Annotated in this window: 23 protein-coding genes, 2 tRNA genes and 1 rRNA gene; 22 read left to right on the top strand and 4 right to left on the bottom strand. The window is 41.9% G+C overall.

Translation table 11 applies throughout. The annotated features are described in order from the left end of the window. Nucleotides 1-99: ribosomal RNA gene (gene rrf / locus L2D08_RS22200) — 5S ribosomal RNA — on the top strand; the annotation flags it as partial. Nucleotides 100-439: 340 nt separating this feature from the next. On the opposite strand, the gene madM is transcribed toward rrf, so the two are convergent. Next, a complete protein-coding gene (madM, locus tag L2D08_RS22205) occupies nucleotides 440-1,204 on the bottom strand; it encodes a malonate transporter subunit MadM (protein WP_242237444.1) in 765 nt (254 codons plus the stop codon). Continuing rightward, on the bottom strand, nucleotides 1,185-1,610 hold the full coding sequence (madL, locus tag L2D08_RS22210; RefSeq protein ID WP_242237446.1) for a malonate transporter subunit MadL: 426 nt from the start codon (nucleotides 1,608-1,610) through the stop codon (nucleotides 1,185-1,187). The genes madM and madL overlap by 20 nt, the downstream gene beginning before the upstream one ends. Before the next feature lie 235 nt (nucleotides 1,611-1,845). On the opposite strand from madL, the gene L2D08_RS22215 reads away from it, so the two are divergent. The 7 genes from L2D08_RS22215 to L2D08_RS22245 are packed head-to-tail and all read left to right on the top strand — an operon-like array spanning nucleotide 1,846 to nucleotide 8,620. Beyond that, a complete protein-coding gene (locus L2D08_RS22215) occupies nucleotides 1,846-2,496 on the top strand; it encodes a GntR family transcriptional regulator (protein WP_242237448.1) in 651 nt (216 codons plus the stop codon). Between the two features lie 20 nt (nucleotides 2,497-2,516). After that, nucleotides 2,517-3,458, top strand: coding sequence for an ACP S-malonyltransferase (locus L2D08_RS22220; protein ID WP_309241467.1), 942 nt, complete (start codon nucleotides 2,517-2,519; stop codon nucleotides 3,456-3,458). A 24-nt stretch (nucleotides 3,459-3,482) separates the two neighbouring features. Further along, the gene (mdcA, locus tag L2D08_RS22225; protein ID WP_375337633.1) at nucleotides 3,483-5,135 is read left to right on the top strand and encodes a malonate decarboxylase subunit alpha; all 1,653 of its coding nucleotides are present in this window, start codon (nucleotides 3,483-3,485) and stop codon (nucleotides 5,133-5,135) included. Between the two features lie 14 nt (nucleotides 5,136-5,149). Then, nucleotides 5,150-6,007 (top strand): triphosphoribosyl-dephospho-CoA synthase, encoded by an 858-nt coding sequence (locus L2D08_RS22230; protein WP_242237453.1) that lies wholly within the window; start codon nucleotides 5,150-5,152, stop codon nucleotides 6,005-6,007. Between the two features lie 15 nt (nucleotides 6,008-6,022). Continuing rightward, nucleotides 6,023-6,334, top strand: a complete 312-nt coding sequence (locus L2D08_RS22235; protein ID WP_242237456.1) for a malonate decarboxylase subunit delta — start codon at nucleotides 6,023-6,025, stop codon at nucleotides 6,332-6,334. Next, entirely contained in the window at nucleotides 6,312-8,000 is a 1,689-nt protein-coding gene (mdcD, locus tag L2D08_RS22240; protein ID WP_242237459.1) for a biotin-independent malonate decarboxylase subunit beta, read from the top strand. Before L2D08_RS22235 ends, mdcD begins: the two co-directional genes overlap by 23 nt. Continuing rightward, complete coding sequence (locus L2D08_RS22245; RefSeq protein WP_242237462.1) at nucleotides 7,991-8,620, top strand: malonate decarboxylase holo-ACP synthase; 630 nt, start codon at nucleotides 7,991-7,993, stop codon at nucleotides 8,618-8,620. Before mdcD ends, L2D08_RS22245 begins: the two co-directional genes overlap by 10 nt. Before the next feature lie 907 nt (nucleotides 8,621-9,527). Here L2D08_RS22245 and L2D08_RS24615 read toward each other — a convergent pair. After that, nucleotides 9,528-9,755, bottom strand: coding sequence for a restriction endonuclease (locus L2D08_RS24615; protein WP_375337632.1), 228 nt, complete (start codon nucleotides 9,753-9,755; stop codon nucleotides 9,528-9,530). 135 nt (nucleotides 9,756-9,890) lie between these two features. On the opposite strand from L2D08_RS24615, the gene L2D08_RS22250 reads away from it, so the two are divergent. The 11 genes from L2D08_RS22250 (at nucleotide 9,891) to L2D08_RS22300 (ending at nucleotide 21,446) form a co-directional block, all read left to right on the top strand. Next, on the top strand, nucleotides 9,891-10,148 hold the full coding sequence (locus L2D08_RS22250) for an ABC transporter (protein WP_242237465.1): 258 nt from the start codon (nucleotides 9,891-9,893) through the stop codon (nucleotides 10,146-10,148). 383 nt (nucleotides 10,149-10,531) lie between these two features. After that, complete coding sequence (locus L2D08_RS22255; protein WP_242237466.1) at nucleotides 10,532-11,536, top strand: LacI family DNA-binding transcriptional regulator; 1,005 nt, start codon at nucleotides 10,532-10,534, stop codon at nucleotides 11,534-11,536. 256 nt (nucleotides 11,537-11,792) lie between these two features. Further along, a complete protein-coding gene (locus L2D08_RS22260) occupies nucleotides 11,793-13,028 on the top strand; it encodes an ABC transporter substrate-binding protein (protein WP_242237469.1) in 1,236 nt (411 codons plus the stop codon). An 88-nt stretch (nucleotides 13,029-13,116) separates the two neighbouring features. After that, a complete protein-coding gene (locus L2D08_RS22265; protein ID WP_242237498.1) occupies nucleotides 13,117-13,950 on the top strand; it encodes a carbohydrate ABC transporter permease in 834 nt (277 codons plus the stop codon). Beyond that, on the top strand, nucleotides 13,950-14,771 hold the full coding sequence (locus tag L2D08_RS22270; RefSeq protein ID WP_242237471.1) for a carbohydrate ABC transporter permease: 822 nt from the start codon (nucleotides 13,950-13,952) through the stop codon (nucleotides 14,769-14,771). Before L2D08_RS22265 ends, L2D08_RS22270 begins: the two co-directional genes overlap by 1 nt. A 40-nt stretch (nucleotides 14,772-14,811) precedes the next feature. Beyond that, nucleotides 14,812-16,536, top strand: a complete 1,725-nt coding sequence (locus tag L2D08_RS22275) for a glycoside hydrolase family 13 protein (protein ID WP_242237474.1) — start codon at nucleotides 14,812-14,814, stop codon at nucleotides 16,534-16,536. A gap of 73 nt (nucleotides 16,537-16,609) precedes the next feature. Next, nucleotides 16,610-17,341 (top strand): ThuA domain-containing protein, encoded by a 732-nt coding sequence (locus tag L2D08_RS22280; RefSeq protein WP_242237476.1) that lies wholly within the window; start codon nucleotides 16,610-16,612, stop codon nucleotides 17,339-17,341. 24 nt (nucleotides 17,342-17,365) lie between these two features. After that, nucleotides 17,366-18,409 carry a Gfo/Idh/MocA family protein gene (locus tag L2D08_RS22285; protein WP_242237479.1) on the top strand — a complete coding sequence of 348 codons (1,044 nt, stop codon included), beginning with the start codon at nucleotides 17,366-17,368 and terminating at the stop codon, nucleotides 18,407-18,409. Nucleotides 18,410-19,034: 625 nt separating this feature from the next. Beyond that, on the top strand, nucleotides 19,035-19,571 hold the full coding sequence (locus L2D08_RS22290) for a PIG-L family deacetylase (RefSeq protein WP_242237482.1): 537 nt from the start codon (nucleotides 19,035-19,037) through the stop codon (nucleotides 19,569-19,571). Further along, a complete protein-coding gene (locus tag L2D08_RS22295) occupies nucleotides 19,568-20,527 on the top strand; it encodes a glycosyltransferase (protein WP_242237485.1) in 960 nt (319 codons plus the stop codon). Before L2D08_RS22290 ends, L2D08_RS22295 begins: the two co-directional genes overlap by 4 nt. Before the next feature lie 157 nt (nucleotides 20,528-20,684). Beyond that, nucleotides 20,685-21,446 (top strand): glycosyltransferase family 8 protein, encoded by a 762-nt coding sequence (locus L2D08_RS22300; protein ID WP_242237487.1) that lies wholly within the window; start codon nucleotides 20,685-20,687, stop codon nucleotides 21,444-21,446. A 637-nt stretch (nucleotides 21,447-22,083) separates the two neighbouring features. Here L2D08_RS22300 and L2D08_RS22305 read toward each other — a convergent pair. Next, entirely contained in the window at nucleotides 22,084-22,770 is a 687-nt protein-coding gene (locus L2D08_RS22305) for an N-acetylmuramoyl-L-alanine amidase family protein (RefSeq protein ID WP_242237490.1), read from the bottom strand. A gap of 595 nt (nucleotides 22,771-23,365) precedes the next feature. Between L2D08_RS22305 and L2D08_RS22310 the strand changes: the two genes are divergently transcribed. From L2D08_RS22310 to L2D08_RS22320, 3 genes are all read left to right on the top strand, one after another. Continuing rightward, nucleotides 23,366-23,584 (top strand): hypothetical protein, encoded by a 219-nt coding sequence (locus L2D08_RS22310; RefSeq protein WP_242237493.1) that lies wholly within the window; start codon nucleotides 23,366-23,368, stop codon nucleotides 23,582-23,584. Between the two features lie 614 nt (nucleotides 23,585-24,198). After that, nucleotides 24,199-24,273 (top strand) — tRNA-Asn (locus tag L2D08_RS22315). Nucleotides 24,274-24,291: 18 nt separating this feature from the next. After that, nucleotides 24,292-24,366: transfer RNA gene (locus L2D08_RS22320), tRNA-Glu, on the top strand. The last annotated feature ends 2 nt before the right edge of the window (nucleotides 24,367-24,368 follow it).

A 24,368-nucleotide genomic window follows, 5' to 3' on the forward strand; every position in this document is an offset into this window, starting at 1 on the left:
AGAGGTCACACCCGTTCCCATCCCGAACACGGCCGTTAAGCTCTTCAGCGCCGATGGTAGTTGGGGGTTTCCCCCTGTGAGAGCAGGACGCCGCCAGGCAAAACAGGAGAACAGCGGAAGCTGTTCTTTTTCTTTCGGAATCATCTTCCATGAGAAAGAACTTGATTTTTGGAAAGCCTATAATGAAAAGGAAGGTTGCCGCAGCAGGCACCTCCTCTTATATAGATAAACACCGCCTGGAATAAAACTCAGGCGGTGTTTTTGTATTCGAAATTAATGGAGATGACATACCAGCGGAATTTGATCTTTGCAAGAAATATTTTTATTTTTAACGAGGATAGAAGCAGAGAAAGAAAAAGCAAGTGTACACCCTTATCTAAAGCATATTATATAAAAGGGCTGTCCCAAGCCAGTATATAACTGACATGAGACAGTCTTATTATCCTGTAATGGCTTTAGTCACGAGAAAAAGCACAGAGGGCCCCATTAAACACCCAAGTCCTGTATAAAATGTAGCTGTTACTGCTCCATATGGAACCAATTTCGGATTAGTCGCCGCCAGTCCGCCGGCAACGCCGCTCGTTGTTCCGAGGAGCCCTCCGTATATCATGGCTGATCGTGGGTTATTTAAACCGATGTATTTGGCGATAAACGGAGTGCCTACCATCGTCAAAATAGATTTTACAAGCCCGGCAGCAATACTGATCGTAATGACTGTAGAGCTTGCCCCTATGGCTGCGCCAGTGACAGGGCCTACAATATAGGTAGCTGTACCGGCACCAATTGTGGTGAGGCTGACGGCATCTGTATAACCAAAAGCAAGAGCAATCACAACTCCAATAACAAAAGAAAGAACCACACCAATAAACAATGAAGCAACGCCACTAAATCCAGCTTTTTTAATCTCATCGAAATTAGCACCAAATGCGGTAGAGACAATGGCAAAATCGCGAAGCATGCCCCCGCCCATTAAGCCAATGCCAGCAAAAATACTGACATCGGACAAGCCCTTCTCGCCCCCGGTCGTTACCCCGCCAATATAAGCAAGAATCAATCCTAAAATGATGGCAATGGCTGATCCATGAATGCGGCCTTTTGTTAATTTATCAGACATAAAATAAGCGATATACATAGTAAAGCCGACTAAGGCAAAAGAAACAATCAAAGGGTTGTCCACAAACACGTCACTTAACGTTTGAAACATTTGATTCCCCTCCCGCTAATACTGGATTTTCCTTTTCTTCCTCAACAGGAATAGGAGGAGCGCCTTTACTCAAAAGGGGAACAAGCATCCAGCTGATTACCACAGCTGCAACACCTGCCACAACAGCAAGCGGGCCTCCATCTAAAGCTGCTGCCACGTTCTGGTTTGCCGACATAGCGATGACAATTGGGATGTACATAGCACTCCAAAAACCAAGTCCTTCTTGCGCAGGCTGGCTCAGCTTGCCGCGTTTTTTCAAGTAATCGACGATTAAAACAAGCATAATCATCGCAAGGCCAACACCGCCTACATTTGCTTCAATACCCAATAAAACACCAAGCATTTCACCGAAAAAGAGACCGGTTAACATACACATTGCCAGTAACGCTACGCCAAAAATAACCATTATTCCACCTCACTGTTTTTAATAAAGGGCAGCCATAGGAAAATATCGGTCATAAGTAAGCGGTTACAAAAGAAGTATACATACAGTCGACTGTATTCTAGGGAATATCATAAACGCAACAAAATAAAAATGCAAACCTTATTTTTGTTTTTTTCAGAATATTGAATTATTTTATTTTAGCTTGTATAATTGAATCGACAGTCGACAATTTGCAAAAACGTGAAGGGGTGACAAGATGGCACCACATAATTTTAAAAATAATGCGTTATCTAACTCTATTGCAGAACATATTACAGAACAAATTATTGCAGGCGATCTGCAGCCGGGAGAAAAACTAATAGAACAAAACTATGCAGAAGAATATGGAACAAGCAGAGCGCCTGTGCGTGAGGCTATTTATTTGCTGGCAATCGAAGGGCTGGTTGAAAGAATTCCGCGGAAAGGTGCAGTGGTAAAGGAATATACAGAAAATGAGATCTATGACTTGCTGGAAATTCGAAACATGTTAGAGAATATGGCAATGGACCGGATCAAAAAGTATGGGACAGATCCAGAAGTGCTAAAAGAAATGAATCAGATTCTTAAAGAAATGAAAAAAGCAGAGGATGTTCATTCTTATACACAATTGAACCATTCTTTTCATATGTGTCTAATTAAGATGAGCAAAAGCGAAACGATTCGAAACGTTTACTCACGTCTTGGATGGCCGCTGTTAAGAGTTCAAAGCCTTTCTTTTATGAGAGAGGGAAATGTTCAAAAATCTATTGCAGAGCATGAATTGATTATACAGTTGCTAACAGAAAACAACATGATTGAGTTAGCTGACATCCTGTTGAAGCATAATGAAGATGTGATTTCCAGCCTTCATCAAAAGTTTAGATCGTAGATGCCTTTAAACGAAAGAGGGTGAACGATATAAAAATTTCTTTTTTGTTTCCCGGACAAGGCTCCCAAAAGCCAGGAATGTTAAACGATCTGCCGGCAGATGACCCGGTTCAAACTGTTGTAGCTTCCGCAAATTCAATATTAAATGAAAGCGTGTACAAACATCATGCAAAAGAAGCGCTCCATTCAACCAAGTCGGTGCAGATTTCCCTCTTAACTGCAGGAGTAGGAGCCTTTAAAGCGTTTGAAGCAGCAGGGGTTAACCCAGACTTTGTCGCAGGACATTCAGTCGGTGCATTCAGCGCGGCCGTTGCCGCTGGTGTTATTGATTATCAAGACGCCTTAAAAGCAGTCCTTTTTCGGGGGGAGCTGATGGAACGAGCATACCCGCACGGATACGGTATGGGTGTTGTACTGGGCATGGATGAGAATATGCTGAAGACCATTGTCCGTAAGCACTATGAAGAGACGAACCCGGTATTTATTTCAAACAAAAATGCACCGGATCAAATAACACTGTCAGGAGCCTTGCCCGGGATACAAAAAATTTTAGATGCTGCCAGACAAAATGGGGCGCGCTGTGCTTCCTTCCTGAAGGTCAGCACGCCTTCCCACTGTCCGCTTCTCTCATCTGTATCAGAAGAGCTGTCTGAAATGCTTCGTGACATCCCGTTTTACCGCCCTTTGATCCCGTATGCGGGCAATAGAGGGGCTAGACTTTTGTTTGATCCAGTCGACATTCGACAAGACCTCGCTGAAAGTGTTTCTTCCGCTGTTCAATGGCATGATGCATCAACGGTTTTGTATGAAAATGGCACAAGACTATTTGTTGAAATGCCACCAGGAAATGTACTTTCCCGTTTAGCGACAAAGGCATTTCCTGAGACCAGAGTATTCTCGGTAGCGGAAAACGGATTTGATGATTGTGTTTTTATCGCAAAACGTGAACGATCAAAATCATGAAGGGGGACTGCAAGGATGGAAACGATGGAACAGGCCGTAAACCAAAAACGTTCATGGACAACAAGGCTGGATGCGAAGAAAAAGCGGATAGACAGTGTGAAAGGTCTTGTTAACGGAAGAGTTATTCCGACTGATCGGATTGTAGAAGCACTGGAAAAATTGATTAGACCGGGCGACCGGGTCGTTCTGGAAGGAAACAATCAAAAGCAGGCTTCCTTCCTTTCAGGAGCACTCGCGCAGACGAGCCCTAAAAATTTGTTTGATCTGCACATGATTATGTCCAGCCTTTCAAGACCGGAACACTTAGACCTGTTTGAACGCGGGATTGCCAATAAAGTTGATTTTGCATATGCCGGGCCGCAAAGTCTTCGGATAGCCCAAATGCTTGAAGACGGGAAGCTGACAATGGGTGAAATTCACACGTATGTTGAATTGTACGGCCGTCTTTTCGTTGACCTCATTCCTTCTGTTGCCCTTGTGGCTGCGGATAAAGCAGACAGGCAGGGAAATCTGTATACCGGTCCAAACACCGAAGAAACACCAACGCTTGTTGAAGCGGCTGCCTTCCGTGACGGTATTGTGATCGCACAGGTGAACGAACTGGCTGATGAACTGCCCCGGGTGGATATTCCCGGTTCTTGGATCGATTATATTGTGGTTGCAGATGAACCATATGAACTTGAACCGTTATTTACACGCGATCCCCGTCATATTACCGATATTCAAATTTTGCAGGCTATGATGGTCATCCGAGGTATATATGAAAAACATGAAGTACAGTCGTTGAATCATGGGATTGGGTATAATACAGCGGCGATTGAATTGCTACTTCCTACGTACGGTGAATCGCTTGGACTGAAGGGGAAAATTTGCAAGCATTGGGCACTAAATCCGCATCCGACCTTGATTCCCGCTATTGAAAGCGGCTGGGTTGACAGCGTTCACTGTTTTGGCGGGGAAGTCGGAATGGAAAAATATGTGGCAGCCCGCCGGGACGTTTTTTTCACAGGGCGCGACGGCAGTTTGCGTTCAAACCGGACCCTCTGTCAAATGGCAGGGCAATATGCAGTCGATTTATTTATCGGGTCAACGCTGCAAATGGACCGGGATGGAAACTCTTCTACGGTAACACGAGGCAGGCTCGCAGGCTACGGGGGAGCGCCTAATATGGGACATAATCCAGGAGGGAGACGCCATTCAACACCGGCCTGGTTAAATATGATGTCGTCTAATGATTCATTGGCCCGCGGGAAAAAGCTGGTTGTTCAAGTTGTTGAGACGTTCCAGGCCGGAAACAAGCCCGTTTTTGTTGAATCACTGGATGCGGTTGATGCCAAGAAAGATACCGGCCTTGCGACAGCGCCCGTTATGATTTACGGAGATGATGTTACACATATTGTTACGGAAGAAGGCATTGCTTATTTATACAAAACGGACAGTATGGAAAAACGAAGAGAAGCGGTTGCGGCAGTTGCCGGGGTTACACCGGTTGGGCTTGGGCATGATTCAAAGAAAACAGAAAGCCTGCGGCGCGAAGGAATGATCGCGCTTCCGGAAGACTTAAACATCCGGCGGACCGATGCCAAGCGCTCACTGTTGGCGGCCAAAAGTGTAGAAGAAATTGTTCAATGGTCGGATGGGCTGTACGAACCGCCGGCTAAGTTTAGAAGCTGGTAAACAGGAGGGGAAAAATGAGCCGTGCAAAAAAGACATTCAGCCGCTATGCAGCCTCGGCAGCCGTTCTTTCCTTAATAGAAGAGGCTGAACTAACACCGAAGCCAGGACTGGTAGATAAAAATAACAATGGCGCTCACCGGGACCTGACCATTGATCTCATGAGAAAGTCTGCTGTATCACTAAGAGAAACGTTTGAAGGCATAGCGTACATTAGCTATGGGAGGAGCCCGTCTATTTTGTTAAGGGAGGAAATTGGCGCAATCGGCCGCAAAGGGGAACAAAGAATGCTGGAGACAACAGGCGGCGTCAATACGCATAAAGGAGCCATCTGGGCGATTGGCCTGCTCGTTTCAGCTGCAGCGATAGGAAAAGGCTGCTATTCAATAGAAGAGATAGTATCACTAGCCGGGGAAACGGCTCGATATCCAGATCGGCATTGTCCTATTGTGGCTACGAATGGAAGACGTGTTTCTGAAAAATACGGTGTAAGCGGTGCCAGGGGAGAAGCACAGCAGGGTTTTCCACATATTGTGAATGTTTCGCTTCCCACCCTTAAGAAGTCGCGAACGGTTGGGCTGTCAGAAAATAGCGCTCTGCTGAATACGCTGCTGGCTTTAATGGCCCAGTTAAATGATACATGTATTTTGCACCGCGGCGGTCCTGAAGCTCTTGGATTTGCGAAAAAGCAGGCAGCCGCAGCGCTGGCAGCTGGCAATCTTTCCTGTATGCAGACACTGGACGAGGAATTTATAAAACGAAATATTTCTCCAGGCGGCAGTGCAGACCTGCTTGCTGCTACAATCTTTCTGGATAAAATAGAGCTAAATCGGATGGACAATAGGAATCTAAAAAAACTACAGTACACACATTAAACGGAGGTGCTTTGTGTGGAAACACTCAAGTATACATTTCCTGCAACCAAAAAAATCAGCCAGCGTGCACACGTTGGGGTTGTAGGTTCAGGTGATATGGAAGTAATAGTAGAACCATATGAAGGAGCAGAAGCGGAAGTCACTGTTCGAACAGGAGTTACCGGATTTAAAAAGACATGGGAAGCCGTCATTGATCGTTTTTTTACACAGCATGATATTGCGGCAAAAGTAAAAATCAATGATTTTGGTGCTACACCCGGTGTTGTCACTATACGCCTTGCCCAGGCATTGGAGGTGAGCTCTCTTGACACAAGCGTTAAGAGCTAGTTTTTTGGAATGCAGCGGACGAGAAAGAGCAATAAAGCTTCTGGATGATGGAACGTATAGAGAACTGCTCAGCCCATTTGACGGAGTGGAGTCTCCTCACCTGGAGCCTCAAGGAATCGTGCCTCAAAGTGATGACGGCGTTATTGTAGCAAGAGGAACCATTAATGGACAGCAAGCTGTGGTTATTTCAATCGAGGGAAGTTTTCAGGGCGGGGGTATAGGCGAGGTATCCGGTTCAAAAATTGCCGGTGCATTGGAAATAGCATTAAAACAGTGTAAAAATGGAATTAAAGTGATTCCTGTTTTGGTATTTGATACAGGCGGAGTGAGACTTCAAGAAGCCAATTATGGGCTGCTTTCCATTGCGGAAATTGGGGCAGCTATTGTAGCGCTTCGTCGTCATGTCCCTGTGATTGCAGTGATCCCAGGGAAAATCGGTGCATTTGGGGGGATGTCGATTACAGCAGGTCTTTGCAGCGCCATTATTATGACGAGAGAAGGCCGTCTTGGATTAAATGGACCAGAGGTAATTGAACAGGAAGCAGGCATCCGCGAGTTTGATTCTAAAGACCGGCCATTAATTTGGAGTACCATTGGCGGGGAGCAGCGAACTGCAGCCGGCTTTGCCGACTTATTAATTGAAGATGATACAGAGTCAATTAAAGAAGCTGTTCTTTATATGATAAAAAGCGGTGCTATTTTTGCACCGAGAACCGAACAGGTGGAACGGTATGAAGCATTTTTAAATCAATTAGATCTGTCACAGCGGTTAACGCCTGAAGATGTACGGCGGCTCTGGAATGAACCTTGTAAAAAAACAGTTGGAGAAAGTCAATCTGTTTCAGAAAACGTAAAATCCGAAGGACGGGGACAAACTTGGTTTGACCTGCTGCGAGATGGCGCTCCCGAGATAAGTAATGTTCCTTCGGTACGGGTGGCAGATGCTTTAATTGAGGAAACCAAAGTGCGATATATTGCTGTTGTGCCGGACACGCAAAGCCGCTTTTCAAGAGCACGAAACGGAGAAGTAGGTTTGCGGGAAGGCTGGACAATCGCAAAATACATTCGGGAGGCCATTCAAGAGGATCAAAATGGAGAAAAACGAGCAATCGTGGCGATTGTCGATGTTCCGAGCCAGGCGTATGGTTATCATGAAGAACTGCTCGGCATTCATCAAGCCTGCGCAGCGGCTGTAGATGCCTATGCTTCTGCACGTATAAACGGTCACCCTGTTGTTTCGTTTATACCAGGTAATGCTATTTCCGGTGCTTTCCTATCACACGGCATGCAGGCCCATCGGTTAATTGCCCTGCGTGATCCTGGTGTAACCGTGCATGTTATGTCAAAAAAATCAGCAGCCCGTATTACGCATAGAAGTTTGGAAGAGTTAGAAGCTGCAGCAAAAAAAGTACCTGCTATGGCATACGACATTGAATCATTCCAAAAGCTTGGTGCTTTGCATTCGCTGGTCGATGGAATAGAGGCGGACAGTCCAGAGCTAAAAGACCGCGATAGCATATACAAAGAAATAAAAGAAGCGATTGAAGATATTGAAACGGTTGGCTCAATGGATTTAGAGGTTCGGCTCACATCTCCTCTTGCACAGGATGGAGGCCGTGCTGCATCTATTTTAGTAAGAAAAAAGTTGAATGAACAATGGAATTAAAGCCACATGATTTATTGAAGATTAAAAAAGCCGAAGATTTGATCAGCTACACACCTGTACCAGAGTGGGTGGAGGCAGCCCTTGCTAAGACACCTTTTGTGGTCGTACGCCGGACCCGTGCTGCCCAGGGATTGGTGGCTGTCGGCGTGCGCGGTTCGGTAAGAAGTGAACGGTTTGGCGCTTTTTTACCTGTTGATCTTATTGTAAACCGAATTTCACCTGAACAGTTGGCAGAAGAAAAAGGATGGAAGAATCGTTCGAAGGAAATTTTCCGGTCCGTAGAACAAATCAGTCATTTAATGGAGTGTGCTTCGCTTCAATGGGGTCCTGTGGGGAGTCTTGGGTTTGAGCTGGCCAGCGGAAATGAAACAGTTACAGAAAAAAGTGATATTGATATTGTCATTCGATTTTCAAGAAAACTTACCTTAGATGCCGCCAAGAAGATAGATGATACATTGAAGAAAAATCTTTTCCGAATTGATGCTCAAGTAGACACGGCAGAAGGTGCTTTTTCATTAAGTGAATATGCTCTATCAGAAGAAAAAGAGATTTTAGTGCGAACGATAGACGGTCCACTGTTAAAAAAAATAAAAAACCATCCTTTACTGTACAGCCAGTAAGGGATGGTTCTTCTACTGAGAATAATTAACTGAATAAAAGAAATAAGGATCATATATATTGGCGGACCGTTATCATACCTGATTCAGAAATATTTGGTAACTCAGATATTAAATTTACTTGTACTGTGTTATAAGCTTCCAGGTCAATGCTATAGAAGGTTCTCCAACAAGTTACTGATCAAAAGTATACCTAATCAAAAGTACACCCAGTAAAAAGTATACTTTTTACTGGGTGTACTTTTGTTGGATGTACTAAAGCTTGAAAACGAAAATTTTTTAAAAAACTATTTTAGTAAGCAAGTTTATTTGCCACCGGTATAGTTAAGATGTCTTGCATAACCAGATCGGTGAAAGGGATTAAAGCAGCTTAGACTTGTATTGCTGTCTCCAAATATAATAAATTAAAAACTCTGACAATTACCAATCGACGGTCGCTTGTACTGGCTCATTTTATGGATCATTAAAGCGAATCGACCTCCTGTTAAATTCTCGGTTGTACCAAACCTATTCTACAATACGTTTCGAAAAAGATGCTTACTCGTTTCGCACTTTAAGATTGTGTACGCATGCTTACAGAAGAAGCGTAGTTAAATTCACAAAAAAGGCCGCGGAAGTGTAGTTCCGCAGCAAACAGTATCTCATATGTAGAGAAACTAGGAGATGGTATTGGTTACCACAATTAATTCTTTACCCGCTGTGACAAGAAGATAAACCACAAAGAAAAATTTATTAGTCCGTGTTACTCCCCTATTTATTACCTCCCCATCTGACTCGGTTGTTGCCTTTTCCAATTGCCAATGAGCCGCGGTGTGGCGCTGTTTTCGAAAAGTGTTAAATAGAATAACCCTGCCGAATTAAACCGGACGTGGTTTTTCCCGTGCTTGAGTGAGCGCCTTGCTTTCCGCAATTAAAATATATCAGGCCACCTGCGATTGATTAATCTCACGTCAAGCCGTTCTGCGCAGTTGCAGGCGTTTTTGGTGAACGTGTTATTCGTTATGACCCATGCCTCATGTGTTCGATAATACCCTTTAGTATCACTTACTTCCTGGACAGCTTTCGCCCCGACAGCGTTGCCATACCGCTTCGCTTGGACCGGGGTGGTCCGGCTTTCCTTGCGCAGCAGCAGAAACAAAAAATTTTAGGGTATTTCAGGGCCTTTTTATTAATACTTTTTCTAGCTTCTTTGTGCGTTTCTCTTTAACGAACTTTCAAGCAGCTGCGTATTATGTAGTAGGACAATTAGTCCTATGAAAGGAGGTGGACTTCTGTGATTACGAAACATTCTACGTGCAGTGTTTTTGAAATGTTCCTAGGGTTTTTAGTGGGTGTAGTGTTCCTGCTGCTAACGGTATGGGGATCAACACCTGTAGTCCCTGGTTTCTTCTCGCTCCTTGGTCTAGAAACCATTGGCGCTACTTTCACCCTCATTATTGCAATACTCAGCTTCCTTGCTTCTCTTCTCTTTGGCCTATGCATACTTAAAAGAGTTTGGCACTGTTGCTTTGGAAAAAAAGGTGGATGTTAATGGATCATTCCAGTCCTAGCAGCATCTGATCTTATTGATTCATGGGAAGAAGTAAAAAGAAATTCGACTTCCCATTTGAGGGCTTGTAGTCAGGAGAAGCAGGCTACCAATAAAAGAAGTGGTTGATAAGATTAATCTGAACAGAAAGGGAGGTCTGAAAAAGGCAGCCCTTTTGTGTTTAAGTAGTTCTTTTGACGATTCCCAATATGCCGCCCACTGTTCTACAATGTTTTGATAAAATACTACATAATGATTAAACCAAAAGCAGAGGTATGCCTGAGGAATATGGATTTACAGAATATTAAAAAAATGTTGTAAGTGTTTTCAATGTGTGCTACATTAGGTACGTAAACGATTACGTTAATGAAGAAAGAAGAGAATTTATGGTGTACACTATCAAAGATGTTGCAAAACAAGCGCGTGTTTCCACTGCAACTGTTTCTCGAATTTTAAATAACCAGCCGGGGTATTCGGAGAAAACCAAAGCGAAAGTGCTGCAAGTAATAGAAGAGCTGGGTTACGAACCTAATGCCGTCGCCAGAGGACTGGTTAAAAAACGGACGCATACAATAGGCGTTTTATTCCCGAGCGTATCCAGTTTATTCAGCGGGAAATTGCTGAGTGGAATAGAAAGTGTGACCCATGCTAAGGAATCCAGTGTAATTGTTTGTCATACGCAAGAATTAGGCTCTAAAACCATGAAATATTTACATTTACTAAATGAGAAACGAATCGACGGGCTTATTTTCGCAAGTGAAGTGTTAAAAGGTGAGTACTACGATTATATTCAGAAAATGGGTGTACCGTTAGTGCTTCTGGCCACGGAATCACCTGAATTTCAAGTTCCTTATGTGAAGGTGAGTGACTATCAGGCTTCTTATTCAGCGGCTCGATATTTGATTGAAAAAGGGCATACGAAAATAGGCATGATCAGCGGCGGCGATGATGTGATTGCAGGAATACCTAGAATTGAAGGCTTTAAACAAGCACTTAAAGACCATGCTTTACTACCATTAAATGAAGAAAATATCTTTTGGGGTGAAGATTTCGGATATAAAGAGGGAAAGAAGAATTTTCCGTTTCTGTTAAAACGATTCCCTAATATGACTGCTTTGTTTTGTGCCAGTGACCATTTAGCTATGGGAGCAATGTCTGCTGCTGTAGAAATAGGAATGAAAATTCCTGAAGATCTTTCGATTATAGGCTATGATAATTTGCCAATTGCGGAGATGGCTACTCCGCCATTAACGACTGTTGAGCAGCCACTGGAAGAAATGGGGAAAAGAGCAGCTGCCGGGCTTTTTCGCATGCTAGAGAGTGGAGATAAGATGAGAGCCGAAATCATGCCTCATCAAATCATTGAAAGAAAGACGGTTAAACACCTTTAAATAATCAATTGAAAAGCTTGTTACTTTAGAAAGCTTTAACCCTTTTTTATCTTTCTACGGAAGTAAGCTTTTTATCGTTTTACGTAAACGTTTACGTTGAGTGAGTTCAATTAAGGGAGATACCCCTTTATTTGCTCACTTACGTAAACGTTTACGTAGAAACATACCTCGGTTCTTAAATTGAGGAATTTCTTCGCACGCTTACGTAAGCGTTTACGTAAGCTTAAAACCATCACAAAAATAGGAGATGAAAATGATGTTTAGCAAATTATCTGTATTTGGAACGACGGTTGTGTTAAGTGCAGCGATTTTAACGGGGTGTGGCAGCAATGGGGGAAGCAGTGATGGTCAGGTAGAACTAGACTTTTTCACTAATAAAAGCGAAAGTATTGATACTTATAAAGGATTAATTGCCGATTTCGAGAAACAAAATCCAGATATTAAAATTAAGCTGGATGCACCGCCGGAAGCTGAAACCGTGTTGAAAACGCGCTTAACAAAAAATGATTTGCCCGATTTGATGGGCATCGGCGGAAATGCCACTTATGGAGAACTGGCACGTGCAGGTGTTTTGCATGACTTTTCAGAGGAAGAAGTAACCAGCAGCATTCAGCCGGCTTATATTGAGATGGTCAATCGCCTTGTGGGACCGGATGAGAAAGGTGTTCATGGTCTTCCTTACGCCACCAATGCAAACGCTGTCATTTACAATAAAGCCAAATTAAAAGAGCTTGGCTTAACCGTGCCAACTACGTGGGATGAGTTTGTTCTTGCTTTGGAAAAAGCAAAAGCAGCTGGTGAAACGCCGATTTATTTTACCTTAAAGGATGCCTGGACAGGCATGATTCCATGGAACTCTTTAGGTGGAAATTTAGCAGGTGATGAGTTTGCGGCACAAAAAAATGAAGGGAAAGCAAGTTTCGCAGAAAATTATGATGTACCGGCTGACAAGATGCTGGAGCTTTTAGAGTATGGCCATAAAGATAACTTTGGTGTTGCCTATAATGACGGCAATAATGCGTTTGCCAAAGGCGAGTCTGTTTTTTATCTTCAAGGTAACTGGGCTATTCCTGAAATTCTAAAAGCAAATCCAGATATGGAACTAGGCGTGTTCCCGATGCCTGTGACGAATGATCCTGCTCAAAACCGGCTTGTCTCCGGTGTAGATGTGCTTCTGACAATGAACGAAGAAACAGAGCATAAGGAAGAAGCCATGAAATTCATTGAATTTATGATGAAGGAAGAAACAGCTGCTCGCTACATTGAAGAACAAAAAGCATTTTCCGCTATCCAAAATGTCTTCCAGGAAGACCCGGTCTTTGAAGGAATCAAAGCAAACTTTGAAAACGGATCGCTTGCAAGCTTCCCTGATCACTACTATCCGGCTGGCATGGGAGCAGACGGTATCCTGCAGGAATTTTTAATGAATAAAGACAAGGAAGCGTTTTTAACAAAAATGGATAAGGAGTGGGAAAAGGTAAATGACCGATAAAGCTATGAAAGCGAAGGTGCGCACAGCGCGCCTTCCCCTTCAAAAAAAACGCGTCTCTCTGTCAAAAGAAAGCAATGTATTTTTGTTCATGGCCGTACCGGGTTTTATTTTATTCTTTATCTTCCATACGTACCCTGCCTTGCAAGGGATTTTCTATTCTTTTACCGATTGGAAAGGGTACGGTGACTGGAACTTCGTCGGCATCAAAAATTATCTGAATGTGTTTAAAGATGCTCGTGCTTTGGATGCGTATATATTTACTTTTCAATTTGCGGTACTGTCCACCATTATTGTCAACATCATCAGCATGTTAATTGCACTTGGATTAAATGCTAAAATCAAGTTTCAAAAAACACTTCGTGCCATCTTTTTCCTGCCCTTTATTTTAAGCATCTTGATTGTCGGTTTTATTTTCAACTTTATTTTCACGCACCTTTTACCGACACTGGGGCAAAATCTAGGTATTGAGCTTTTATCGAAAAATATACTAGGTGACCCCGATCTTGCCTGGATCGGCATTGTAATTGTAGCTGTCTGGCAAGCTGTGGCCTTTAATACCATTTTATACTTAGCAGGCTTGGTCACAATTACAGAAGACTTGTATGAAGCTGCCAGTATTGATGGCGCTGGCCGCTGGACACAGTTTTGGAAAATCACCTTCCCGTTAATTGCACCGTTTTTTACGATCAATATGGTATTAGCGATGAAAGGATTTTTAATGGTTTTTGATCAAATCGTAGCCTTAACAGGCGGCGGGCCAGGGACTTCGACCGAATCGATTTCTCTGTTAATCTACCGCGGCGGGTTTGAGGGCGGCCAATTCGCTTATCAATCTGCCAATGCTGTGATTTACTTTGTGGTTATTGTGATCATTTCTATTATTCAGCTTAAAGTCTTAGAAAGAAGAGAGGCGGGGAACTAATGATTGGAAAAAAAACAAACTGGCCGGTTACGGTTCTCCTTATGCTGGCTTCCCTCTGTGTTTTGCTTCCTTTTTACTTAACGATTACCATTGCACTAAAAACACCTCAGGAGATGGCAGGAAATTTATTAGCACTTCCGCAATCCTGGGAGTTTGAAAACTTCAGTAGAGCGATCGAGATGACAAACTTTTTCAATGCATTTGGGAATAGTGCATTTGTGACTATTTTTGTTGTCATTTTCACTGTACTGACCAATTCCATGGTCGCTTATGCTATTGCCCGCAATATGCATAAAAAGTTTTACAAATTTCTTTTCTATTATTTTATCAGTGCTATGTTTATTCCGTTTCCCATTATTATGCTGCCGATTGTTAACCAAACATCCGCTTGGGGGATGGACAATTTAGCTGGGCTTATTGTTTTATACGTTGTTTATAATTTGTCATTTAATATGTTTATTTACATCGGCTATATCCGTTCCATTCCAAAGGAGTTAGAAGAAGCAGCTATTATGGATGGCGCCTCTACATGGGGAGTTTTTTGGAAAGTGATTTTTCCGTTATTAGCTCCAATGAATGCGACTGTTGCCATTTTAACTTGTTTAGGCGCTTGGAATGACTTTTTGTTGCCTCTGGTTATTGTCAGTGACCGTGACCTGGCTACACTGCCAGTTGTTCAATATGTTTTCCAGTCGCAGTTTAGCACAGACTACAACTTAGCATTCGCCTCTTATTTAATGGCACTTGCGCCAATGATTATTGTCTATATACTTGCGCAAAAATGGATTATTAGCGGTGTAATGAAAGGTTCAATCAAATAAACAGTTTTCAGCAAAGAACTGTTCAAAGGAGCGGACATGTATGCAGCAGCCGTCTTTAGAAACGAAAGCGAGCCAAAAAACATGGTGGAAAGAAAGTGTCATTTATCAAATTTACCCGCGCAGTTTCAATGACAGTAATGGTGACGGAATAGGTGATTTAAAAGGGATTACTGAAAAACTCGGCTATCTGCAAAACCTCGGAGTCGATGTTCTTTGGCTGTCACCTGTTTACCATTCGCCGAATGATGATAATGGCTATGACATTAGTGACTATCAAGCCATCATGGATGAATTCGGAACCATGGAAGACTGGGAAGAATTAATCCATGAAACACATAAACACGGGATGAAAATGATCATGGACCTAGTTGTGAACCATTCTTCTGATGAACATGCCTGGTTTGCAGAATCCAGAAAATCAAAAGACAATCCGTACCGTGACTATTATATTTGGCGTCCTGGCAAGGCAGGCGAAGAACCAAACAACTGGTCGTCTGCTTTCAGCGGTTCTGCCTGGCAGTATGATGAGACAACGGATGAATACTACTTGCACATTTTCAGCAAAAAACAGCCGGACTTAAACTGGGAAAATCCAAAACTCCGCAAAGAAATCTACAGCATGATGACGTGGTGGCTTGATAAAGGAATTGATGGCTTCCGAATGGACGTCATTAACTTTATTTCCAAAGTACCGGAACTCCCTAATGCGCCGGAAAATGCTGCTGGCGGCGGGTTTGGCTGGGGAGGCAAATATTTTATGAACGGGCCGCGCATTCATGAATTCCTTCATGAAATGAATAAAGAAGTATTATCCAACTATGACATCATGACAGTAGGGGAAATGCCCGGCGCAACCGTGGAAGACGCTAAACTCTATACCGATTATGAACGAGAAGAATTAAATATGGTGTTTACGTTTGAACATATGGACCTTGATTCTGGGCCTGAAGGCAAGTGGGATTTAAAGCCGTTTAACTTAGTGGATTTAAAACGGATCCTAACAAAATGGCAAAAAGGACTGCATGACCGCGGGTGGAACAGTTTGTATCTCAATAATCACGACCAGCCGCGGATGGTATCACGCTTCGGGAACGATACGACTTACCGTGTAGAATCAGCAAAAATGCTTGCGACAGTCCTTCATATGCTGCAAGGTACTCCTTACATATACCAGGGAGAAGAGCTTGGTATGACAAATATCCGTTTTGACTCTATAGATGATTACAGGGACATTGAAATATTAAACATGTACCGGGAAAAAGTAGTGGAACAAAAGGAAGACCCCAAAAAAGTCATGCAATCCATTTACGTAAAGGGCCGGGATAATGCAAGAACACCGATGCAATGGAACGATAGTGAGAATGCGGGCTTCAGTACAGGAAAACCCTGGATGAATGTGAACCCGAATTATAAAGAGATTAATGCAGAACAAGCTGTAGCGGATCCGGATTCCGTCTACCATTATTACAAACAGTTAATCAGTCTTCGAAAATGCCACGAAATCATTGTATATGGAGAATACGATTTACTGTTTGAAGATCATCCACAAATTTATGCTTTTACTCGTTCCTATGGAGGGGAGCAATTGCTTATTGTCGCCAATTTCACTGATCAGGAACTCCCATTTGCAAAACTTGAAGAAACGATGTTTGAAGAGTATGCCCTGCTCATCGGCAACTATGACAGCCGTGATGAAAAAAATGAGAGTACGACAACACTTCGTCCTTATGAGGCAAGAGTGTATAAAGGAAAAACCAAAAATTAATGATCCCTGTCTAGTCTGCAAAAAGACGCTTCCAGGGTTGAATTTTATTATAAGAACAGTGGAGGGAATAGAAGTGAAAAAAGTAACGGTATGGAACGAAAATCTACATGAAAAGAAAAATCCGGCAGTCCGAGAGATTTACCCGGACGGGATTCACAGCACGGTTGCACAATTTTTAACAGAAGCAGGATTTGACACAAAAACAGCGGTTTTAGACGAACCCGAGCATGGATTAACAGATGATGTACTGAATCATACAGATGTGCTTCTTTGGTGGGGCCATCTTGCACATGGGGAAGTAAGCGATGAAATCGTAGCGAAAGTACAACAGCGCGTTCTAGATGGCATGGGGCTCATTGTCCTTCATTCCGCTCATTTCTCCAAGATTTTCAAGACACTCATGGGAACAAGCTGTGATTTAAAGTGGCGTGAAGCGGATGAAAAAGAACGCCTGTGGGTTGTGGCGCCAAGTCATCCGATTACGGAAGGCATCGGAGAATACATTGAACTTGAAAAAGAAGAAATGTATGGCGAGCACTTTGATATTCCGGCGCCAGAGGAACTAATTTTCACCAGCTGGTTTGAAGGCGGAGAAGTATTCCGGAGCGGCTGCACATATACACGCGGAAACGGCAGGATCTTTTACTTCAGACCAGGACACGAAACGTACCCTACCTACCATAACAAAGACATTCAGCGTGTCATCATAAATGCGGTGAAATGGGCTCAGCCTGTCCAGCGCAGCCGTCCAGTTTACGGAAACGCACAGCCGTTAGAGAAAATCTTAGAAAAGGTAAATCAATAAATAAAACCTTGGGAGGACAGAACAATGACCAAATTGAAAATTGGGGTAATTGGAGGCGGGAGTATTGCACAGCATCGCCATTTGCCAGAATATCAAATGAATCAGCAGGTAGAACTAGTAGCCGTTTGTGATATCAATAAAGAGCGTGCCAATCAAGCAGCTCGAAAATATAGTGTAAAAGCCTATACGAGCTTTGAAGAGCTGCTGCAAAGCGGAGAAGTGGAAGCAGTGAGTGTATGTACGCCAAACTACCTTCATGCCCCCATCTCCATCGCTGCACTGCAGGCAGGTGTTCATGTACTGTGTGAAAAGCCGATGGCTACTTCAGCAGAAGAGGCGGAGGCCATGATCGAAGCGGCTAAACAAAGTGGCAAAAAATTAATGATTGCACACAACCAGCGGTTCGTTCCATCTCATCAGAAAGCAAGACAAATCATTGAAAGCGGAGACCTTGGGAAGATTTACAGCTTCCGCACAACGTTTGGCCATGGCGGGCCGGAAGGATGGAGTGTAGAGGGAAGAGAAGGCTGGTTCTTCCAAAAAGAAAAAGCGTTTGTGGGAGCGATGGGTGACCTGGGTGTTCATAAAACCGACTTGCTTCGTTACCTGCTTGGAGAAGAAATAATGGAGGTAGGGGCATTTGTAGAAACAAGTGCCAAAGACTTTGCTACCGTTGATGATAATGCAGTGTGTATCTTGAAAACAGAGAGCGGAATCATTGGCACGCTGGCGGCAAGCTGGGCCTACACAGCAGGTGAAGATAACTCTACCATTATTTACGGAGAAAAAGCGGTTCTTCGTTTAGAAGATGACCCGGATTATTCCCTTATCGTGCAATATAAAAATGGAGAATTAGTAAAACATCAGCTCGGTAAAATTCAGTCTAACGCAGAAGGCGGCCAAAGTAATTCCCATATCGTGGAGAAGTTCGTGGACGCTATTCTTTATGATAAAGAGCCGGAAGTTACAGGTGAAGAAGGTTTTAAATCACTTCAGGTGATTCTAGCCGCTCTTCAATCACAAGAAACCAAACAAATTGTTCCTATTAAAGTAGCAACAGTAGTGTAATTCACTATATGGGGGAAGTACTACTGATGCCCGCAAACCATGTACTAGATGACATTCCTACAGACTTGCCGAGCGGGAAAGCCCGCTCCTTCAGCTGTGGGAGTGTCAAGTAGATATCTTACTTACAATTGCAGGATTGGCGGGAATCACCCACAACCCGTCAGGCACCAATGAAGAAAAGAAATAGCGAGCGGCCTCCGGGCGGCTCATTTTTATTTTATCCGGAAAAGCTGGCGTTAAAATAAAATCAAATCGGGAAATTAAAAGTGCTTTTCGGTCCTGTTGGTAATGTCGTAAAAACCATAGGCAGCAAGAGCCTGACATGATCTCTACATGTGTTTTTTTACACAGTTTAAATAACAACTAAACCTACAGGTTACAGGTGTAAAAAACATTTTACCGGAATGAGATCTGTCTAGGCCAGTCCGGCTTTTTCAATGTTTAAGGCGGCATTGTGGTTGCAGTCCGGCACAATGCCGCAATCCGGACAGGCATGCGTTCGGGCGGAGCTGTTCCATCCCTTCAATTTGTCCTATCCATGCACTGTGTCATCCTTCATAATCTCTACATACACTATTTGGGAATTCAATTTCTAAAAGTATAATTTAAAATGAGGTGTCACCTTTTGATTGATAAACTCATGTTTGTCGCCCATCCCGATGATGAATCAATTTTCGGGGGAGCGGCTTTATTAAGAGAGCAAGGGTGGAAGGTCATATGCCTAACCAATGGCACAGACAGTATCCGTTCAAAAGAATTTCAGCAGGTAATGAAAAAGGCTGGAGCTTCATATGAAATATGGGACTATCCTGATATATATGGCGGAAGCTTTGATGTGCAGCTAGTCGGAAAGGATTTAAGGAAGGTTATTAGCAAGTATAGACCTAGCCGCATCGTTACACATAATCTTTGTGGGGAGTATGGACATTCCCAACACAAATCACTCTCAAAAATTTTACATGATCAAGGACATGATAATCTCTATGTCTTTGATGCCTCAAACGATGTCATTCCCTTCAGCCTGCTTCAGAAAAAATTAAATCTCCTTTCTATCTATAGAAGTCAGATGCACGTGATTAAAAAGTTAATGCCATATATTTTATATGAGAACATCGTGCGGTATGATAAGTCACCTTGTTTTACGGATGGTAAACATATATGAAAATTGTTCAGGTTGCCCCAGCTGTTATGCCCCTTCCTGGAAGCGGAGGAATAGAAAGAGTAGTTTATAACCTGTCGGATGAGTTGGTTAGGAGAGGACATGAAGTTTATGTTTATGCTCCGTCAGGCAGTAAAAGTAAAGGGATTATTATTCCCTATGGCCAGAGAGGGTTTAACAAAAAAAATATCAAGGACTTTGTACTTCAGACGCTGCCAGAGGATATTGATGTCATTCATGATCATACAAACCAATTAGTTATTGGACGTGAACATTTAGATATTCCTACCATTTCCACTATTCATACTCAATCAAGATTGAATATTTCTGTAAAATGTCCAGTGTACGTTAGTAAAACGAAATTGCTGCAGTCAACCAATAAGTACAAGGGGGCCTACGTGCATAACGGCATTGATTTGGAATCCTATACTTTCTCAGAGATAAAGGAAGACTACTTGTTGTATTTAGGGCGTATCGACAAGGGAAAGGGTGTTGAAGACGCCATAAAATTAGGTGAACAGACAGGCATCAGGACCATTATTGCCGGTCCTGTCTTTAGTACAAAGCTGTTTAAGGAGATACACCCGCAAATCGAAAAGTTGTCAAATATCACCTATGTAGGCGAAGTCCATGGGGAGAAAAAGCAAACTCTATTGAGGCGCGCCAAATGGCTAGTCTTTCCGAATGAAGAGCAGGAGCAATTTGGACTGGTATTAGTAGAAGCAATGGCTTGTGGAACTCCTGTTGCTGCATATGGCCGAGGAGGGGTTCTAGACGTGTTAGAAGGTTTGCCTATGTTTATTTGTAGTGATTTGGATCATATGGGTAAATTAGTAAGCGGTGATTCGCCAATCAAACCACAGGATCTGAGAAAATATGTTGCCAGACGGTTCACGAAAGAAAGAATGACTGACAGATATTTAGAGTTGTATCAGAGAGCCATTGATGGGTGGAAGTAAAAGTTACATTTTTAATGATTAGTATTTCTAAATTATTAATCCAACTTTCGCACATAGAAAATCTTAATAAGCCCTTTGATATAACTTGTTGGAGGCACAAACCATTGTGCTAATTTACGGTTTAAAGACTCATCTTTAATAAAAAGGTGTGAAGGAATTGGAAAGGATTATCATTTTGACTTCAACGAACAACCATTATGCCAAATATTTAGCTGTCATGTTAAACTCTTTGTTAGAAAATAAGGTTTCAAGCCAGCTCATAGATATTTATATCATTGATGGGGGTAACCTTTCAGCACAGAATAAAGTTAAATTAGAGAAATCTTTACAAAGGTTTAATGTAATTCCTCAATTTTTATTTATTAATGCTAATTTATATGATGATTTATTAGTAAATCGTTACTATAGCATAGAGATGTTTTGCAGAATATCAATTCCTGACCTGTTACCTGAAAGTTTTCACAAAGCCCTTTATCTCGATTGTGACCTAATTGTAAAAGAGGATATTACGAATTTGTGGGAAACAAATATAGATGATTATTATGTGGCTGCGGTTTATGACGCTAATGATAAGAGACGTAAGAAACTATTAATCCCAAAAGAGCGCGGGTATTTTAATTCGGGCGTTCTATTAATAAACTTAAAGAAGTGGAGAGAACATGACATCTCGACGAAAGTTCTCCAATTTATTAAAGATAATCCTTCCAAGTTGTTATACCCCGACCAGGATGGGTTGAATGTTGTTCTACAAGATAAATGGTTAAAATTAGATGAAAAATGGAATGTTCGAGCCAATCGTATGAATAAAATAAACACTAAACCTGCAATTATTCACTTTACGGGCAAAAATAAGCCTTGGAATGGGAATCCACCATGCAGAAAAGGATATTTAAAATATTTAGCGAAAACGGAATGGTAACTTATTTAAAATGAAAGATGAAAAACCTATTATATCACTGATTCTATTTTCTTCTCTTTTATGATTTAAACCCAAGTGAATATTTTGACATAAAGAAGCACCCCAATCGCTAGATTTTTTGTCTAACAATCGGGGTGCAGTTCATTACATAATCAAGAAGTGCTATTCCTTGTGAGTTAAGGATAGTGCACTTTTTATTTGACAACTGTTTTGTCAACATATTTGGAAATAGGCCTAATGCATTCTTATTCTGTTAGATAACCGGAACACAACAGATCCTTATTTGATCAACAGCGCCCAGCTTTTCCCTATTGATCATGGACATTAAGAATGGAAATCATATGGATGGGCAGGTGTAGACTGCTTGTAGAGTTTGAGAATTGACATGGAAGGTGCAAATGTAATGAACACGATTGTTTGAGCGACGATCACTGCCTCATCCTGTACACGCTTATTCCTCTTCTAAAATCATATGGGAGGTTCATACTTTTATATTTGAGTAGTTGCCGAACGATTACTTAATCAGAATAATGGCTGCTTCCTTTGATTAAGCAAAGAAAAGGAGAATAAATAATGAGTGTGTTACGGAGTATTACAGTAACCGCAAGTGGCTTTATTTTGGCTGTTACGTTTCCAATTACAATTTTTCTATAACAATTCGTTTAGCTGTTTTAAGATGACGATTTACCTCGCTTAATACTTTTTCATTACTTGCATAGGCCCCAATTTGGACTCCATCCACAATCACACGGTGGACATCTTCTACAGCTTTTCTTTTTAAGGAAAAGGCCTTTTCCAGTCCATTCACATGCCCTCGCGCAACTTTATTACGCCAGTTTGAATCTGCTAATTTAGCCGCATTGTCCTTGTTAGTAATAAACCCATTTTCAGTTAAGATTGCCCCCATATTCGTTTCACGGAGTACATGGAAATCTGCTTTCTTTTTCCCGCGATCTAAAAGTCCATTCATTTTCATAATTTCTTGATGCATTAGTGTTTGATGTCTTGCTGTAACGGAAGAGTCAGATAAACCACTGTAAATATAATCTTCATACCCATGAGCTTGTTGGTCAGTATATGAATTAACATGGATTGAAAGAAAATAATGTGCCCCCCAGCTATTGGCTTCATCCGTCCGTTCTTTTAGTGTTCGGAATGCGTCTGTCGATCTGCTCATTTTAACAGTCACTTCTTCATATTCATTGATAAGAATATCCCGAATACGAAGAGCAATATCTAAAGCAATGTCTTTTTCATTTAACTTATTTCCTCTAGAGCCACTATCAGATCCTCCGTGTCCAGGGTCTAAATATAGTTTAAACATTAACTATCACCTCCTTTGCTTTAATATATTCAAGACTATTCAATTAGTCTGGATTCCTTGAGGATTTCCGCAAAAAAACTTGGAAGATCAGCACTCTTCATGCCCTTTTTTATACGTTATTGGTAATCTATTTCCTTTTTTGATATACTTATTTCCTTGTCTTCGTTGGCTTCATCAACTCCAACCAAAATGAAATGATTTCTGCTTTTGAGCCTTCTTTCCAATTTGCTTTTATAGAACAAGTGTTCAGAATATTTGTTCCGTTAACAAATACTGAAATTGAAAAAAATAAAAAATTCGGATCCTTTGACATGTCAAAAGACATGCTCGGTCCAACCTCGCTTTCATCCCACCTCTGAAGAAGGGGGCTTTCCCGCTTGTAAAGTCTGTAAAAAAAGCAGCCACGTACGTAAGGGATCTATCGTTCAGATAAATCTCTTTTTTATTTAGTGAACCTCTCCAACTAATTAATACGCAATTTGATGTAGTCTTCTGGGCGGTAATGCGACAAAGACGCTTACTTTAGTGTCTAGTAAGTAAACTGTAAGAGGGCTCATGTATTTTTTAACCGATAAGAGATTTGGAGGAAAATACAATGCCGACTCAAATAATGAATCAAAAACTAGATATTCGTTCAGCTTTTCACTTTTGGAGAAGCAGTATGGTTCGTTCGCGCCAGCCAATGACTGTGATATTTATAAAAATTCGTACTGATTTGGGAATGACGGATTCGGAAGAATGGCTGCAAACGCAGGTGGAGCGATTTCTTTCTTCCTATCCGCAAGCAGAGGCAATGGCACTTCTGCGGAAATAGGAAGGAAACTTGTAAAAACGTTCGTTAAATTCTTTGTATTTTGGAAGAGGGTTTGATTTGGTTGCATGAATCAGTTTTTCTACTGCGGGTACAATCGATTTGGTTGTCAGGCCGTCAGTATGATCATACTCTTTGTCAATCACCTGGATGATGAAGGACAGAGCATGATTATAAATATCTAGTGTAGCATTGAAGATTTCCGTCCGGTTTGTGATTTTGTGCAGCAGCGACTTCGCACTTTCATTGCCAAACCCTCCTTTCCATTATTTAGTCTTTATGATACGTTGATCGTATCAAAATGGAAATTAATTGTAAAAAGAAAAGAGAATCAGTATGAATGATGATAAGTAGGAAGTGGTAATCAGTATAATAAAAAGATAGAAGAACAAGAAGAATAAAGACCTTAGCGCCTAACCCCACTAAATCGGAGATTTTGAAAGGGAATGCGGCGCTAATTTTTTGTTTAAATCTATATACGGTCCTTTTTAAAGATCCATGTCTTAAATTGCTAGAAGAAGAAATGATAAAAAAATTAGCAATCAATATTTTTAAAAAGTATTGATTTTTGATTTTAAGAATGATATTATTTTATAGCTGTCGTTAGTGCAGACTATTCCGCAGTAGCTCAGTGGTAAAGCAATCGGCTGTTAACCGATCGGTCGCCAGTTCGAGTCTTGCCCGCGGAGCCAATTCAAACAATGTAAAACGGCCCCTTGGTCAAGCGGTTAAGACACCGCCCTTTCACGGCGGTAACACGGGTTCGAATCCCGTAGGGGTCACCATT

The sequence above is a fragment of the Domibacillus sp. PGB-M46 genome (assembly GCF_022668875.1).
Classification (GTDB): Bacteria; Bacillota; Bacilli; order Bacillales; family Domibacillaceae; genus Domibacillus.

Excerpts from the sequence above, each read along its gene's own strand:
- madM (WP_242237444.1), bottom strand. The coding sequence starts at position 1,204 with ATGTTTCAAACGTTAAGTGACGTGTTTGTGGACAACCCTTTGATTGTT.
- madL (WP_242237446.1), bottom strand. The coding sequence starts at position 1,610 with ATGGTTATTTTTGGCGTAGCGTTACTGGCAATGTGTATGTTAACCGGT.
- L2D08_RS22215 (WP_242237448.1), top strand. The coding sequence starts at position 1,846 with ATGGCACCACATAATTTTAAAAATAATGCGTTATCTAACTCTATTGCA.
- mdcA (WP_375337633.1), top strand. The coding sequence starts at position 3,483 with ATGGAACAGGCCGTAAACCAAAAACGTTCATGGACAACAAGGCTGGAT.
- L2D08_RS22230 (WP_242237453.1), top strand. The coding sequence starts at position 5,150 with ATGAGCCGTGCAAAAAAGACATTCAGCCGCTATGCAGCCTCGGCAGCC.
- L2D08_RS22245 (WP_242237462.1), top strand. The coding sequence starts at position 7,991 with ATGGAATTAAAGCCACATGATTTATTGAAGATTAAAAAAGCCGAAGAT.
- L2D08_RS22255 (WP_242237466.1), top strand. The coding sequence starts at position 10,532 with ATGGTGTACACTATCAAAGATGTTGCAAAACAAGCGCGTGTTTCCACT.
- L2D08_RS22260 (WP_242237469.1), top strand. The coding sequence starts at position 11,793 with ATGTTTAGCAAATTATCTGTATTTGGAACGACGGTTGTGTTAAGTGCA.
- L2D08_RS22265 (WP_242237498.1), top strand. The coding sequence starts at position 13,117 with ATGGCCGTACCGGGTTTTATTTTATTCTTTATCTTCCATACGTACCCT.
- L2D08_RS22270 (WP_242237471.1), top strand. The coding sequence starts at position 13,950 with ATGATTGGAAAAAAAACAAACTGGCCGGTTACGGTTCTCCTTATGCTG.
- L2D08_RS22275 (WP_242237474.1), top strand. The coding sequence starts at position 14,812 with ATGCAGCAGCCGTCTTTAGAAACGAAAGCGAGCCAAAAAACATGGTGG.
- L2D08_RS22285 (WP_242237479.1), top strand. The coding sequence starts at position 17,366 with ATGACCAAATTGAAAATTGGGGTAATTGGAGGCGGGAGTATTGCACAG.
- L2D08_RS22295 (WP_242237485.1), top strand. The coding sequence starts at position 19,568 with ATGAAAATTGTTCAGGTTGCCCCAGCTGTTATGCCCCTTCCTGGAAGC.
- L2D08_RS22305 (WP_242237490.1), bottom strand. The coding sequence starts at position 22,770 with ATGTTTAAACTATATTTAGACCCTGGACACGGAGGATCTGATAGTGGC.
- L2D08_RS22310 (WP_242237493.1), top strand. The coding sequence starts at position 23,366 with ATGCCGACTCAAATAATGAATCAAAAACTAGATATTCGTTCAGCTTTT.